This is a genomic window from Enterobacter sp. CP102, from assembly GCF_025152625.1.
GTDB classification, from domain to species: domain Bacteria; phylum Pseudomonadota; class Gammaproteobacteria; order Enterobacterales; family Enterobacteriaceae; genus Enterobacter; species Enterobacter soli.
Genome location: NZ_CP104014.1, coordinates 1,724,298 through 1,740,631 on the forward strand (window position 1 = coordinate 1,724,298; position 16,334 = coordinate 1,740,631).

Consider the following 16,334-nt stretch of genomic DNA (forward strand, 5'->3'; position numbering starts at 1 on the left):
GGTCTGCACAATCCGGGCTGAGTTTCCTTTAATAGATCTGTTTTTAAAAGCGGTTACTTCGACATCCATTTAATCCGAAACAAAAAATTTTACATCGATATCATAACTTGATGCCTGCAAAAGCCATGTATCAATAAGTTGATATGCTTGCAGTGATTCGGGAGATATTTTCCCAACCCCAGAAAATTGGCGTTCGAAATGTTTCTTCGAAAAAGCATTACCAATAACAATCCATATTTCTTTTCGAATTGATATCATGGAGCGACGCTGTTTAATTAAGTCGAGAACATCCTCTAATGAATGGTTATCATCAAATTTTTTATTATATAAGCGAATGCGGCTATTAAGCTTTACCCTGTTGTCATTTCCATTATCACTTGGCCAGCATTTTTTTAATCTTGAAAGGTTTGCATATTCAAGGGCTGAGTTTTGAGATATCAAGAAATGTATATTCTTTAATGCTTGACTTCCAACTTCCGTGATAGCCCCAGCAGAGGATTCTGGATTTGTAGTTTTACCGCATTTCACATGAACATATATTAATTTACTTTTCGAGGAAATTACAAAATCAGCAGGTTCAGTATCCATGTCCGTACATAAGATCATATCGACATCAGGAATATGTTCATAAAAATCCCCAAGCTCAGAGATTGTCGGGTTATAATTTCTCACATTTGATAGATTATCAATCAGACTAAATATTGAATTCACTCCGAATGCGGTTGGTGTTAAATGCGGAAGATCTTTTTCACTTAATGAAGGGTTAGACAGACATTTTAATGGATAAATCCTATCAAGCACAGCTTGACTTATTCCCCCATTTTCTGAAGGTAGTTGAAACTTGTAAAATATTCCATTCAAAAAGGTCACTCCTTTGTTAAATAATAATTTAACTGTATTGGCGTTAAAGATGTTTTCTGATGATACAATAGCGCCGTTTAAATATACGCTAACCCCATTGGTTTTAACTTCAAATTCATCATTTTTAAAATTAAAGGATATTTTATTATTTAAGCTTGATGCAATATACTGTCTATAATCAGATAATCTAAATGTAAATGGCGAAGGGATTTTTTTAATTATTCTCAAATTGATATCTTGAAGTTTAAAGAAAGAAATGCCTCTGTTATACATTTTAAATAAAAATGTGTTCTGAATAACAACTCTACAATTAGAGTGCTCCAACTCAAGGACGCCAGATATGGAACTAAAGTCAATGACACATGATATAGGTTCCTCATCTGGAGCCTCATCAATAGGTTGAGAGAAAGAATTCAAAAAATCACTATTCAGTTTATTATTACTATCGAATGTATATTTAATATCATCAATCCATGCACAAAAACCATCGTAGTCAAAATTTCTAAATTTTTGATCACTGATCCTTCCAGAACCTATGCCTAAATAATATGAAGATGCAATTTTATCATCTATGTTCAAATTAGAACCCTTCGCCGTCGTAACAGCATAACTTGAATTAGATTGTGGATGATTTGTACTTTCTAGGTTCTCACCAATGTAGGCAATCCCTTCAGCTTTTGATGAACTTCCTAATATTGCACGAGAGGTTGCTTGCGTAGTTCTGGATTTTTCTGTTTGAGCAAAAACCTTATAGAGAGTATCGGAATTTACTGCTCTACCTAGATTGAGGTCAGTCCTATGATTAAATCGACGACCACTGCTATCAAATATAGCAACTAACGTTCCAAGGTCTTTTACTATTACAATTTCTAAAGAAGGTTCAAAAAACAACCTGTCAATTAAAAACTTAGAGTTGTTAAAACAAACAGAAGTTATCACTCCAGTTTCTTTGTCATATTTTGATAAAGCTCCCTCTCTAGTAAACTCCCAATAAATCTTATCTATAAAATCAGCTAAATCAAAGTTAGGTAGTTTGTTTATAAAGCATACCGATGCTGAAGGGATAACTAAGGATCTTGCAGGTTCGAACTCAGAGAAATTGAATTTCTTTTTATACGAGGATTCAAAGTAACTATGTTCAGGAAAAGCATCCAAATAACTTTCTAGCAAAGAGGCAGTATTTAATGTATTTAAGAATTTTTCAGCAGAAGATTTCTCTGATATATAGCTATCGAACTCAATATAGTTATCCCAAAGCCTAATGTTCTTACTGTTTCCTAACTCAAATACAATTGGGTTATAATCACGAAATACCCTCACAACTCGACCAATTGTTTGAACTAACTCTTTGCCGCTGCCAACAGAATAGGTAAGGATTAGTATCTTTGCCTGCGGGAGATCTATTCCCTCGTCAAGCTTACGTTGATGGATGTAAACTTCATAATCAAGTTCATCAATTTTAGCTGGGACATAGTGTAAGTTATCATCTAGAGGTTCATCTTTGAACCGATCGTGAATTGCGAGTGTTTTAAATGTATCTTTAAGAAAAGAATAATATCTACAAATATCATCGAAATTTCGGCATTTTACAATGCAAACAGCATCTGGATTTTTTTCTCTAAAGTTTAGTATTTTATGTGTCAATTGTTCAGAAGTAATCTCCTCAAATGTTGGTTTAACTATAACTTTATCATTTATGGCCTTTTTATAAGTATATATAAAGGCGTGATTTACATCTATATCAAAACTAAATAGATCATTCCTATAAGGAGTCGCAGTTATAATTACTTTTTTTGATTCAAATTTCCGTATAACAGATCCCCATTGTGGTGATGGTTCAGCATGGCCTTCGTCTATAAGTATTAATTGAAAAGAGCTCTTTAGTCTATTTAAATCTTCTTCTTGTAAACTTGTAAGCTTTTGGAATGTGGTGCAATAGATACCATTAATAACATCTAATGAAATACCATTGATAACATCCTTTTTTACCAATGATGGTTCGTATTTATCTTGCAAGATTTTCTCAAAAAAACCTCCTCTTAGTTGTCTGTATAATTGATTACATACAGCACGTCTATGGCTTACGATTAAGATTTTATCAATTTTACTATAATGAGCAACACAGCATATAACCCCACTCTTACCTGAGCCAGTAGGTAAACTAATAAGGCAAGCACCTTCTGATGGTTCATCTAAATAATTTGATATGGTATTAATACTTTCGTTTTGACAATCTCGTAACATAGAGACTATTGATGCTGGAACTTCTACGTTCATTTACTTTCTCCATAGCTTTTGGATATGTGTAAGTCCGTTAAATCACTCTTAATAAAATACTGCGATAAATATTTGATATGCGTCACGTTTTCTGTTGTGAAATCTCTTATATCAATTTTTATATCACTTTCTAAGTATTCTTTCCAAAACAATATCTGAACCCTTCTGTAAAGTGTCATTCTTCTGAGTATTAACATTGTTATAGCCATGCTATAAGCGTCTTAGCGTGAAGTGTTAAACCTGTGGCGATTCACTATGACCTGCTCCCTTATGTTTAATTCAGGAAAATTAAGCAAAGCCCGCTTCTGCACGAAGCGGCCCGCCTAGAAAGATATAGAATCCGCTTATAACAACGTTTCACTCCCGCTTCCCCAAACAACCATCCCTCTACACTACGCGCCTCCCTTCTTTGCATTAGCACAACCCCCATCCCCCAAAATGTCGAGACACCCCCCCGCATTTGCTATGCTATGGCAAACCAATAAGGAGAGCGCAGATGACACAAGGTGCAGTGAAAACACCAGGTAAACGTTCGCAGGCGGTGAGTGCGAAAAAGCAGGCCATTCTGGGCGCGGCGCTGGATACGTTTTCGCAGTTTGGCATCCACGGCACGCGGCTGGAGCAGGTGGCAGAGCGGGCAGGGGTGTCAAAAACCAATCTGCTGTATTACTACCCGTCAAAAGAGGTGCTCTACGTTGCGGTGCTGCAACAGATCCTCGATATCTGGCTGGCGCCGCTCAAGGCGTTTCGCGAAGAGATCACCCCGCTGGTGGCGATTAAAGAGTACATCCGCCTCAAGCTTGAGGTATCCCGCGACTACCCGCAGGCGTCACGCCTGTTCTGCCTTGAGATGTTGCAGGGCGCGCCGTTGCTGAAAACTGAGCTGACCGGGGATTTAAAACAGCTGGTGGACGATAAATCGGCGATCATTGCCGGATGGGTCGCCAGCGGCAAGCTGGCACCGGTAGAGCCACATCATCTGATCTTTATGATTTGGGCCTCCACTCAGCACTATGCTGACTTTTCGGCCCAGGTCGAAGCGGTGACCGGCAAAACACTTCAGGATGAAACCTTCTTCCAGGACACGCTGGAAAACGTGCAGCGGATGATTATCGAAGGGATCCGCGTCCGCTAGTTCCCCTCACCCCAGCCCTCTCCCAAGGGGAGAGGGAGTTGTCCGTGCTCGTATTTTTGTGGGGATCCCTAACCCCTATTGGGAGAGGGCCGGGGGAAGAGGGCAGCTCAAATCGCCTTCTTCACACTGCATCATCGACGCCAGATACGCTTCGCGCTCGACGGTTTTCTCCGTCATACACTGGTTGATGATCATGGGCTGCACGCTGCCGCCCTCAGTACCCGACCCGACAAAAGCACAATCCGCATCACGCAGGGCGATCCACGCCAGCTGTGCCTTCTTTAACAGATCGCGCTGTGGCGCTGCCGCCCGTTTCATGGCGGCCTGGTAAGTCTGGTTGAGCTTCTTGTCTGCCGCCTGGTATTGCGATCCCGTGCAGGTGTTCAGCTCAAGCTGCGTGCTGGCGTTGCCGCACTCATCCGCCAGTGCGCTGGTGCTCAGCAGTAACGCGCCTGCGGCAATCAGTAATCGTTTCATCATTTGCTCCCTGTAAAAAAGCCGGATGCGCTGCGCTTATCCGGCCTGTGGTGACAGATGTCGCCCCGGTAAGCTTAGCGCCTCCGGGGGATTTTACACGATTAACCGATGGTCATCAGGCTGGCGTTACCGCCTGCGGCCGCGGTGTTGACGCTGAGTGAACGCTCAACGTACAGGCGCTCCAGCAGCAGGTTGGTTTCGCCACGGGCAAAGCCCTGCACCGACACAATCGGCCCACGACGCGATGCCACCTGCTCGCACAGTTCGCGCAGCTGGTCGGAATCACCGTGGTAGATAACCGCTTCGAAGTCCTGGCTGAGCAGTTCATCGGCTTTGGCAAAGTGGATACGCGCAGATACTGCTTTCGGCAACTGTTTCGCCAGGTCACGGTGCAGCCCATCTTCCGGCCACAGCACTTCACAACCCGTTGCCGCTGCGGCTGCCAGCTGTACCAGTGCATCCTGCTCGTTATCCGCCACGCACAGCACACGCTCACGCGGCATCAGCGTCCAGGTGTTGCGCTCGCCGGTTGGCCCCGGCAGCAGACGCTGCGTACCCGCCTGCGCCAGCTCGCCGTACTGCTGAGCAATAGCACGCAGTTCAGGACGTTTTTCCGCCCAGGTAATCAGGGCTTCCAGCGGCTGGGTCAGCACGGCTTTCAGCTGTGCATCCACAGGGCGTTCCGCATCCTGACGTGCCAGCGTCACGCCCAGCGCATTTTCGGGGCGGTTAGCCAGCAGGCGATACAGGTACAGCGGGCCACCGGCTTTCGGACCGGTACCGGATAACCCTTCGCCGCCGAACGGCTGCACGCCGACCACGGCACCTACCATGTTGCGGTTCACGTACAGGTTGCCGACTTTGGCGCTGCCGGTCACCTGGGCAATGGTTTCGTCGATACGGGTATGCACGCCAAGCGTCAGACCATAGCCGGAGGCGTTGATCTGCTCGATGAGCTGATCCAGGTTGTTACGGTTGTAACGCACCACGTGCAGCACCGGGCCAAAGACCTCTTTTTTCAGTTCATCGAAGCTTGCCAGTTCAATCAGTGTTGGCGGAACGAAGGTGCCGGTCTGCCACTCGCGCGCGTCTTCGCTGTTTTCACGCACGGCCTGGAACACCGGGCGGCCTTTGGCGCGCATCGTCTGAATGTGGTTTTCGATGTTGCCTTTGGCTTCTTCATCAATCACCGGGCCAATATCCGTGGTCAGGCGACCCGGGTTACCCATGCGGCATTCCGCCATGGCGCCACGCAGCATTTTCAGCGTGTGGTCTGCCACGTCATCCTGCAGACACAGCACGCGCAGCGCGGAGCAACGCTGGCCTGCACTGTCGAAAGCAGAGGCCAGCACGTCAACCACCACCTGCTCGGTCAGGGCGGAGGAGTCAACAATCATGGCGTTCATCCCGCCGGTTTCCGCAACCAGCGGCGTCGGGCGACCCTGTGCATCAAGGCGCGTGGCGATGTTGCGTTGCAGCAGCGTCGCCACTTCGGTCGAGCCGGTGAACATCACGCCGCGCACGCGGTTATCGGAGGTCAGTTGTGCGCCCACCGTTTCACCACGGCCAGGCAGCAACTGCACCACGCCCGCCGGAACACCGGCTTCGAGCAGGATGTTGATCCCCTGGGCTGCAATCAGTGGGGTCTGTTCCGCCGGTTTAGCCAGCACGCTGTTACCGGCGGCAAGCGCGGCCGCAATCTGGCCGGTGAAGATCGCCAGCGGGAAGTTCCACGGGCTGATACACACCACAGGGCCAAGCGGGCGGTGCGTTTCGTTGTCGAAATCATCGCGAACCTGGCCGGCGTAATAATGCAGGAAGTCCACCGCTTCACGCACTTCGGCAATGGCGTTGCTGAAGGTTTTACCTGCTTCACGCACCAGAATACCGATAAGCTGCTGCATCTGATCTTCCATCAGCACGGCGGCACGTTCGAGGATGGCGGCACGCTCCTGCGGCGGAGTGGCGAACCAGATTGGCGCGTTATTCACGGCGCTGTCGATAGCCTGGGACACTTCCTGCTCGCTGGCTTCACGCACGTAACCGACCACATCTTTCGGCTCTGCCGGGTTAACCACCGGCTGCATTTCGCCATCAGCCACCGGCTGCTCGAGAATAGGTTTGGCCTGCCATTTATGCAGCGCGCTGTTGAGCAGGGCAGAAGAGAGTGACGCCAGACGGTGTTCGTTCGCCAGATCCAGGCCAGACGAGTTCACGCGGCCCTGGCCATACAGCTCGCGCGGCAGGGCAATTTTCGGATGCGGCAGACCCAGCTGACCTTCCTGAGCGGCCATTTTCTCAACCGCCAGCACCGGATCGGCAACCAGCTCATCCAGCGGCAGCGTGGTGTCGGCAATACGGTTAACGAACGAGGTATTCGCGCCGTTTTCCAGCAGACGACGCACCAGGTACGCCAGCAGGGTTTCGTGGGTGCCCACCGGGGCATAAATACGGCACGGACGGTTCAGTTTGCCATCCGCCACTTTACCGGTGACCTGCTCGTACAGCGGTTCACCCATGCCGTGCAGGCACTGGAACTCGTACTGGCCCGGATAGTAGTTCTGCCCGGCCAGGCTGTAGATAGCCGCCAGCGTGTGGGCGTTGTGGGTGGCGAACTGCGGGTAAATCAGGTTCGGCACGCCAAGCAGTTTTTTGGCGCAGGCGAGGTAAGACACGTCGGTGTACACCTTACGGGTATAGACCGGATACCCTTCCAGGCCGTCCATCTGTGCGCGTTTGATTTCGCTGTCCCAGTACGCGCCTTTCACCAGACGGATCATCAGGCGACGACGGCTGCGGGTTGCGAGGTCAATCAGGTAATCAATAACGAACGGGCAGCGTTTCTGATAGGCCTGAATTACAAAGCCAATGCCGTTCCAGCCAGCCAGCTCTGGTTCGAAGCACAGTTTTTCCAGCAGATCGAGGGAGATCTCCAGGCGGTCGGCTTCTTCGGCGTCGATGTTAATCCCGATATCATACTGACGCGCCAGCAGGGTCAGGGACTTCAGGCGCGGGTAGAGTTCGTCCATCACGCGGTCGTACTGGGCACGGCTGTAACGCGGGTGCAGGGCAGACAGCTTAATCGAGATGCCCGGGCCTTCGTAAATTCCACGGCCGTTAGAGGCTTTACCGATAGCGTGGATCGCCTGCTGGTAAGACACCATATACGCCTGCGCATCGGCGGCGGTCAGGGCCGCTTCACCCAGCATGTCGTAAGAGTAGCGGAAACCTTTGTCTTCCAGCTTGCGGGCATTGGCCAGCGCTTCGGCAATGGTTTCCCCGGTCACGAACTGTTCGCCCATCAGGCGCATCGCCATGTCCACACCTTTGCGGATCAGCGGTTCGCCGCTCTTGCCGATGATGCGGTTCAGGGACAGAGAGAGGTTGGCTTCGTTATGGGTAGACACCAGCTTGCCGGTAAACAGCAGGCCCCAGGTGGCGGCGTTAACGAACAGCGACGGGCTGCGGCCAATGTGTGACTGCCAGTTACCGTTGCTGATTTTGTCGCGGATCAGCGCATCGCGGGTGGCTTTGTCAGGAATACGCAGCAGCGCTTCCGCCAGGCACATCAGCGCCACGCCTTCCTGTGAGGAGAGGGAAAACTCCTGGAGCAGGCTCTGGACCATGCCGGCGCGGCCGGAGGCGGTTTTCTGGTTACGCAGCTTTTCAGCAAGCTGATACGCCAGCTTGTGCGCCTGGGTGGCGATGGGCTCCGGCAGGCGGGCCTGCTCCAGCAGCATAGGGACGGCATCGGTTTCAGCGCGGCGGTAAGCCCCGGTGATCGCGGCGCGACTCACGGACTGCGGCAGGATCTGCTCGGCGAATTCGAGGAACGGCTGGTGATTCTCTTCTGCGGCGGTAGCCGCTTCTTCGCTTTCATTTGCCGCACCGCTCAGCAGGGCAGGCAGCTCTGGCAACCCGTCTTCGCTTTCCAGCCTTTCCAGATAATTAAAAATTGCCTGCTTAATTAACCAGTGCGGTGTGCGGTCAATGCGGGTCGCTGCGGTTTTAATCCGTTCGCGGGTTGCGTCATCCAGCTTAACCCCCATGGTGGTCATGCCCATGCCAAAACTCCTGTTGTTCTTTGGTCGTGTTCTGTTGATAGCGTGAAATATCCACCATGTTGCAACTTTGTGCAACCGTGTTAAATGTGACACGGTTTGCAAGCTGGAAAATGAATGGATTGTTAACGGACGGTTAGCTGGAAAAATAGCTGGCTTATGGTGCTAAAGCCTGTTTTTATGCGGCACTTAACACTTTTTAAAGGTGCAACCCGTAAAAGCGTGAGTGAGTGCAACCTATACGAAAGACGTATAAAACCAGGGATGAATTTGATGTAAATGCAGTGTTAAATCGTTTGTGTGCGAGCACTGCTTCCGGCAGGATACGCGCGGCCAACAGAAATACACATCATCATCACCCCGTTCCGGTGATGGAATAAAAGGCAGCCGGGAAGGTTGTCGATCAAATTATTGGAGTCTTTAAATGGCAATTAGCACACCGATGCTGGTGACATTTCTTATCTATATTTTTGGCATGATCCTGATAGGTTTTTTGGCCTGGCGATCAACAAAGAACTTTGACGACTATATTCTGGGCGGGCGCAGTTTAGGGCCAATGGTTACCGCACTCTCTGCGGGCGCATCGGACATGAGCGGCTGGCTGCTGATGGGCTTACCGGGCGCGATTTTCATCTCCGGCATTTCAGAAAGCTGGATCGCAATTGGCCTGACCGTGGGCGCATGGGTTAACTGGAAGCTGGTCGCAGGCCGCCTGCGTGTGCACACCGAAGCGAACAACAATGCCCTGACCCTGCCGGATTACTTCACCGGGCGCTTTGAAGATAACAGCCGCGTGCTGCGCATTATCTCGGCCCTGGTTATCCTGGTGTTCTTCACCATCTATTGTGCGTCCGGCATTGTGGCCGGTGCGCGCCTGTTCGAAAGCACCTTCGGCATGAGCTATGAAACGGCGCTGTGGGCCGGTGCGGCGGCGACGATCCTGTATACCTTCGTGGGCGGTTTCCTGGCGGTAAGCTGGACTGACACCGTGCAGGCAAGCCTGATGATCTTCGCGCTTATCCTGACGCCAGTGATTGTGATTTTCACCGTTGGCGGCTTTGGCGATTCGCTGGAAGTGATCAAACAGAAGAGCATCGAAAACGTCGATATGCTGAAAGGGCTGAACTTTGTCGCGATTGTATCGCTGATGGGTTGGGGCCTGGGCTACTTCGGTCAGCCGCATATTCTGGCGCGCTTTATGGCCGCTGACTCTCACCACACCATTGTTCATGCGCGTCGTATCAGTATGACCTGGATGATCCTCTGCCTGGCAGGGGCGTGTGCGGTAGGCTTCTTCGGTATCGCGTACTTCAGCAATAACCCGGCGCAGGCGGGGGCGGTGAATCAGAACGCCGAGCGCGTGTTTATCGAGCTGGCGCAAATTCTGTTTAACCCGTGGATTGCCGGTATTCTGCTGTCGGCGATCCTGGCGGCGGTGATGTCCACCCTGAGCTGCCAGCTGCTGGTGTGCTCCAGTGCCATTACGGAAGATCTGTACAAAGCGTTCCTGCGTAAAGGTGCGAGCCAGAAAGAGCTGGTGTGGGTAGGGCGCTTTATGGTGCTGGTGGTGGCGCTGGTGTCCATCGCGCTGGCGGCCAACCCGAACAACCGCGTTCTGGGCCTGGTAAGCTATGCGTGGGCGGGCTTTGGTGCCGCGTTTGGCCCGGTAGTGCTGTTCTCGGTTATGTGGTCACGCATGACCCGTAACGGCGCGCTGGCAGGCATGATTATTGGTGCGGTGACGGTTATCGTCTGGAAACAGTTCGCGTGGCTGGGTCTGTACGAAATCATCCCTGGCTTCATCTTCGGCAGCATCGGGATCGTGGTGTTCAGCCTGCTGGGTAAAGCACCGTCTGCGGCGATGCAGAAACGCTTTGCAGAAGCGGATGCGCATTACCACACGGCACCGCCATCTAAATTACAGCCAGAATAATTAGTACCTCCCTCCTGCAGGCCGGGTAAGCGCAAGCGCCACCCGGCTTTTTTCTTGCTAAATTCCGCAATTTACGCTGATATCGCTGTGCTTATAACAATGAGGATAGCGAAGTATGACAATCAAAACAGGGCTTATGGTAGCGGCACTTTTCATGCTGGCAGGCTGTAACGCACCGGCACACAACACCGCTGACACCACCTGCAAAGTGGATAACCAGATGCAGCAAACCACGCTCTATTTCGGGCTGAGCCGCCCGGCAGGGAAAGACATTACCGGCCAGGAGTGGCAGCAGTTTGTTGACCAGGACGTAACCCCGCGCTTTCGCGATGGCCTGACGGTATTTGATGCCCGCGGGCAGTGGCTGGGGAACGACGGGAAAGTGGCGCGTGAGCAGAGCAAGGCGCTGATGCTGATCCACGGTAAAGATGCCGCGAGTGAGCAGAATATCGAAGCGTTACGTGGGATCTACAAATCACGTTTTGCGCAGGAATCGGTGATGCGTGTCGATCAGCCGGTGTGCGTGCAGTTTTAATGAAAAACGGCGGGAAAACCCGCCGTTGTTGTTTCGTAGGCCCGTGCAAGCGAAGCGCCGCCGGGCACAAACGGCTCAAAAATTACAACACTAATCCCGCAAAGCTCGCCGACAGCAAACTCACCAGCGTCGCGCCGTACACCAGACGCAACCCGAAGCGGGATACGGTGTTCCCTTGCTGTTCGTTCAGGCCCTTAATGGCGCCCGCAACAATCCCGATAGACGCAAAGTTAGCGAACGAAACCAGGAACACCGACAAAATGCCCAGACCGCGTGGGGTCATCTGGTGCGCAATTTTTTGCAGCTCGATCATCGCCACAAATTCATTGGCAACCAGCTTCGTGGCCATAATACTGCCCGCATTTAAGGCATCGCTCAGCGGAATACCAATCAGCCACGCCAGGGGATAAAACACATAGCCCAGGATCTGCTGGAAGCTCATGCCAAATACGCTGGAGAACAGGGCGTTGACCGCGCTAATAAGGGCGATAAAGCCAATCAGCATAGCCAGAATAATCATCGCTACTTTAAAACCGGCCAGAATATACTCACCCAGCATTTCAAAGAAGCTCTGGGATTCGTGCATTTTTTCCAGTTTGATATCCGGCTCCGCTTCCGGGCGCGCCGGGTTGATGACGGAGAGAATAATAAAGGTGCTCAGCATATTAAGAATGAGCGCCGCGACGACAAATTTCGCATCCAGCATGGTCATGTACGCGCCGACAATCGACAACGACACGGTAGACATCGCGGTAGCGGCCATCGTAAACAGACGGCGGGAGGAGAGGTCGCCCAGGATACCTTTGTAAGCAATGAAGTTTTCAGACTGCCCGAGGATCAGTGAACTGACGGCGTTAAAGGATTCCAGTTTCCCCATCCCGTTCACTTTCGACAGCAACGTACCGATAATCCGAATAAACACCGGCAGAATTCGCCAGTGCTGGAGAATACCAATCAGTGCGGAAATAAAAATAATCGGGCAAAGAACGCCAAGGAAAATGAAGGCCAGCCCTTTTTCACCCATTCCACCAAAGACGAAATTCGTCCCTTCAGAGGCAAATTTAAGCAGCGATTCAAAGAATCCTGAGACATATTTAATCAGGAAAAGACCGCTTTCGGCATGAAGGAAAAAGAATGCCAGGGCAATTTCAATAATAATAAGCTGCAAAACGTAGCGAATACGAATTTTTCGGCGGTCAAAACTCACCAGCCAGGCGAGCGCAAGAATAATCACCAGCGCCAGCAGGAAGTGGATAATATTATACATGGTTAATTTTCGGTTGGTTTTCGAGTGGCATATTTAGCCACAGCTGTGTTTAACCGTAAATGGGCATTTACGTTATAAGTTATAAACACAACGATAACGACAGAAACTATTAACCGGCGAGCGATTTACATCTCGTCATCAAAACACCACACATTTCGCTTGTGTTTCTCATCTACGTAATGATAATCACTATCACAAGAATTTACCTTTCTTTGCATCAGTTGACCGCGATTAACAATTAAGGTGTCGGCATGTTTGTTCCATTTCTCATTATGTTACGTGAAGGCCTTGAAGCTGCCTTAATCGTGAGTCTTATCGCAAGTTACCTCAAACGAACCCAGCGCGGGCGCTGGATTGGCGTGATGTGGATTGGGGTTTTCCTTGCCGCGGCGCTCTGCCTTGGGCTTGGGATCCTCATCAACGAAACCACCGGTGAATTCCCGCAGAAAGAACAAGAGCTGTTCGAAGGCATCGTCGCCGTTATTGCGGTGGTGATCCTGACCTGGATGGTGTTCTGGATGCGTAAAGTCTCCCGTAACGTGAAAGTTCAGCTGGAGCAGGCGGTCGATAACGCCCTGCAAAAAGGCAACAACCACGGCTGGGCGCTGATCATGATGGTCTTTTTCGCCGTTGCGCGTGAAGGCCTGGAATCGGTCTTTTTCCTGCTGGCCGCGTTCCAGCAGGATGTGGGGATCTGGCCGCCGCTTGGCGCCATGCTGGGGCTGGCAACGGCGGTGGTGCTCGGTTTCCTGTTGTACTGGGGCGGTATTCGCCTGAACCTGGGCGTGTTCTTCAAGTGGACGAGCCTGTTTATTCTGCTGGTTGCCGCAGGACTGGCTGCGGGCGCGATCCGTGCGTTCCACGAAGCGGGGCTGTGGAACCACTTCCAGGATGTCGCGTTTGACCTGAGCAATGTGCTCTCTACGCACTCCCTGACCGGAACCCTGCTCGAAGGGATCTTCGGGTATCAGGAGACGCCGAGCGTCAGCGAAGTGGCGATGTACTTTATCTATCTGGTTCCGGCGCTGGTGCTGTTCGCGCTACCGCCGCGTGACCGCACCCAGACGTCGCATATCGCGCCGTAATGGGGTTGGTGTAGTTACAACATACTTTTAAAAGGGAAGAGTCATGGCAATTCAGTTCCGTCGTAGTGCGTTACGCGCAGGCATTGCCGCGCTGTTCGCTTCTGCATTCTCCGCGCAGGCAGCCGATATCCCGCAGGTGAAAATCACTGTAAATGACAAGCAGTGTGAGCCGATGAGCGTCACGGTGAACAGCGGTAAAACGCAGTTTATTATTCAGAACCACAGCCAGAAGGCGCTGGAATGGGAAATTCTCAAAGGCGTGATGGTGGTGGAAGAGCGTGAAAACATCGCCCCGGGCTTTAGCCAGAAAATGACGGCTAACCTGCAACCTGGCGAATACGATATGACCTGTGGCCTGCTGACCAACCCGAAAGGCAAGCTGATTGTTAAAGGCGAAGCCACGGCGGATGCTGCGAAAGGCGAAACCCTGCTGAGCCTGGGCGATGCGATTACCGCCTATAAAGCCTATGTCACCAAAGAGACGGCGGACCTGGTTGCCGGCACCAAAGCCTTTACCGATGCAGTGAAAGCGGGCGATCTCGAAAAAGCGAAATCCCTGTATGCGCCAACCCGTCAGCACTACGAGCGCATTGAACCTATTGCTGAACTGTTCTCAGACCTGGATGGCAGCATCGATGCCCGTGAAGATGACTACGAGCAGAAAGCCGCCGATCCTAAGTTCACTGGTTTCCACCGTCTGGAAAAAGCGCTGTTTGGCGATAACTCCACCAAAGGGATGGAGAAGTACGCTGAGCAGCTGAACACCGACGTGCTGGAGCTGCAAAAACGTATTAGCGAGCTGGCGTTCCCGCCATCTAAAGTGGTGGGCGGCGCGGCAGGCCTGATTGAAGAAGTGGCGGCGAGCAAAATCAGCGGTGAAGAAGACCGTTACAGCCACACTGACCTGTGGGACTTCCAGGCTAACGTCGATGGCGCGCAGAAAATTGTCTCCCTGCTGCGTCCGCAGTTGCAGAAAGAGAACAGCGAGCTGCTGGCGAAAGTGGATGCCAACTTCAAAAAAGTCGACACCATCCTGGCAAAATATCGCACCAAAGATGGCTTCGAAACCTATGACAAACTGACCGATGCTGACCGTAACGCGCTGAAAGGCCCAATTACGACTCTGGCAGAAGATCTGTCTCAGCTGCGTGGCGTACTGGGTCTGGACTAAGCACGATGAACAAGCAAGACGAATTCGACGTGGCTGAACCTTCGCGGCGTCGTTTACTGAAAGGGGTAGGGGCGCTGGGTGGCGCGCTTGCCCTGGCAGGCGGCTGCCCGGTGGCACATGCGGCTAAACCGCAAAGTGCTCCCGGCACGGTTTCCCCCGATGCGCGAATGGAAACGCAGCCTTTCTATGGTGCGCACCAGTCGGGTATTCTGACGCCGCAGCAGGCCTCTATGATGCTGGTGGCGTTTGATTCGCTGGCCAGCGATAAAGCCGACCTGGAGCGTCTGTTTCGCCTGCTGACGACGCGTATCGCGTTTCTTACCGCAGGCGGCCCGGCGCCGCAAACGCCTAATCCGCGTCTTCCGCCGATGGATTCCGGTATTCTTGGGCCGTTTATCGCCCCGGATAACCTGACCATTACCGTGTCGCTGGGTGAGTCGTTGTTTGATGAACGCTATGGCCTGACGAAGCACAAACCGAAATCGCTGCAAAAAATGACGCGCTTCCCGAATGATTCGCTTGATGCGGCGCTGTGCCACGGCGATCTGCTGCTGCAGATTTGTGCGAACACTCAGGACACGGTGATCCACGCCCTGCGCGATATCATCAAGCACACGCCGGATCTGCTGAGCGTGCGCTGGAAGCGGGAAGGATTTATCTCTGACCACGCTGCGCGCAGCAAAGGGAAGGAGACACCGGTCAACCTGCTTGGCTTTAAGGATGGGACTGCCAACCCGGACAGCAGCGATGCCGCGTTGATGAAAGACGTGGTCTGGGTGACGGCCGATCAGGGCGAGCCAGCGTGGGCCGTTGGCGGCAGCTATCAGGCGGTGCGTATTATTCAGTTCCACGTGGAGTTCTGGGATCGCACACCGCTCAAAGAGCAGCAGACCATTTTCGGCCGTGACAAGCAAAGCGGTGCACCGCTGGGCATGAAAAACGAGCACGATGTGCCGGATTACAGCGCCGACCCGAACGGTGACACCATCGCGCTGGACAGCCATATTCGTCTGGCGAACCCGCGCACCAAAGAGACGCAGTCCAGTCTGATGATGCGCCGTGGCTACAGCTATTCACTGGGGGTGACTAACTCGGGTCAGCTGGATATGGGGCTGCTGTTTGTCTGTTATCAGCATGACCTGGAAAAGGGCTTCCTGACCGTGCAGAAGCGGTTAAACGGCGAAGCGCTGGAAGAGTACATTAAGCCTGTCGGCGGCGGCTATTTCTTTGCCCTGCCTGGGCCACGCGATCAACACGCGTATCTTGCACAAGGGCTCCTCGAAGCCTGATAATTGTCCCTGCGATAGTTCGCGGGGACATTATTTTTTCATATGACTATCCTCCTGTTATATTTCTGTAATATTCCTGTATGAGACTGATTTCACCTGTAGGGACAGTCTTAAAGTTGCATCAAAGTAAAATAAATGTTGCATTTATGATAAACCTTGATGTACTTAATATAAGACAGCGGTAGTTCCCGGCAGTGATGCTGTATCACTATGGAGATCGCGAATGGTTGCGTCCTGTACTGG

At 51.5% G+C, this 16,334-nt stretch carries 10 protein-coding genes; 6 read left to right on the forward strand and 4 right to left on the reverse strand.

Features of this window, described 5'->3' with window-relative positions; translation table 11 throughout:
- Nucleotides 1–69: 69 nt before the first annotated feature.
- On the reverse strand, nt 70–3,138 hold the full coding sequence (locus tag N1249_RS08010; protein ID WP_259836545.1) for a DEAD/DEAH box helicase: 3,069 nt from the start codon (nt 3,136–3,138) through the stop codon (nt 70–72).
- 496 nt (nt 3,139–3,634) lie between these two features.
- Between N1249_RS08010 and rutR the strand changes: the two genes are divergently transcribed.
- A complete protein-coding gene (gene rutR, locus N1249_RS08015) occupies nt 3,635–4,273 on the forward strand; it encodes an HTH-type transcriptional regulator RutR (RefSeq protein WP_259836546.1) in 639 nt (212 codons plus the stop codon).
- A gap of 75 nt (nt 4,274–4,348) precedes the next feature.
- Here rutR and N1249_RS08020 read toward each other — a convergent pair whose 3' ends face one another.
- The gene (locus N1249_RS08020; protein WP_259838042.1) at nt 4,349–4,750 is read right to left on the reverse strand and encodes a lysozyme inhibitor LprI family protein; all 402 of its coding nucleotides are present in this window, start codon (nt 4,748–4,750) and stop codon (nt 4,349–4,351) included.
- Between the two features lie 101 nt (nt 4,751–4,851).
- Nucleotides 4,852–8,814, reverse strand: coding sequence for a trifunctional transcriptional regulator/proline dehydrogenase/L-glutamate gamma-semialdehyde dehydrogenase (putA, locus tag N1249_RS08025; protein WP_259836549.1), 3,963 nt, complete (start codon nt 8,812–8,814; stop codon nt 4,852–4,854).
- 421 nt (nt 8,815–9,235) lie between these two features.
- On the opposite strand from putA, the gene putP reads away from it, so the two are divergent.
- Complete coding sequence (gene putP / locus N1249_RS08030) at nt 9,236–10,744, forward strand: sodium/proline symporter PutP (protein WP_014069721.1); 1,509 nt, start codon at nt 9,236–9,238, stop codon at nt 10,742–10,744.
- Between the two features lie 115 nt (nt 10,745–10,859).
- Entirely contained in the window at nt 10,860–11,279 is a 420-nt protein-coding gene (locus N1249_RS08035) for a DUF3574 domain-containing protein (protein WP_014069722.1), read from the forward strand.
- Between the two features lie 82 nt (nt 11,280–11,361).
- Here N1249_RS08035 and N1249_RS08040 read toward each other — a convergent pair whose 3' ends face one another.
- The gene (locus N1249_RS08040) at nt 11,362–12,546 is read right to left on the reverse strand and encodes a NupC/NupG family nucleoside CNT transporter (RefSeq protein ID WP_166716983.1); all 1,185 of its coding nucleotides are present in this window, start codon (nt 12,544–12,546) and stop codon (nt 11,362–11,364) included.
- Between the two features lie 251 nt (nt 12,547–12,797).
- Here N1249_RS08040 and efeU point away from each other — a divergent pair, with 251 nt between their 5' ends.
- The 3 genes from efeU to efeB are packed head-to-tail and all read left to right on the forward strand — an operon-like array spanning nt 12,798 to nt 16,091.
- Nucleotides 12,798–13,631 (forward strand): iron uptake transporter permease EfeU, encoded by an 834-nt coding sequence (gene efeU, locus N1249_RS08045; protein ID WP_259836553.1) that lies wholly within the window; start codon nt 12,798–12,800, stop codon nt 13,629–13,631.
- A 43-nt stretch (nt 13,632–13,674) separates the two neighbouring features.
- Nucleotides 13,675–14,802 (forward strand): iron uptake system protein EfeO, encoded by a 1,128-nt coding sequence (efeO, locus tag N1249_RS08050; RefSeq protein ID WP_259836555.1) that lies wholly within the window; start codon nt 13,675–13,677, stop codon nt 14,800–14,802.
- Between the two features lie 5 nt (nt 14,803–14,807).
- On the forward strand, nt 14,808–16,091 hold the full coding sequence (gene efeB, locus N1249_RS08055) for an iron uptake transporter deferrochelatase/peroxidase subunit (protein ID WP_259836556.1): 1,284 nt from the start codon (nt 14,808–14,810) through the stop codon (nt 16,089–16,091).
- The last annotated feature ends 243 nt before the right edge of the window (nt 16,092–16,334 follow it).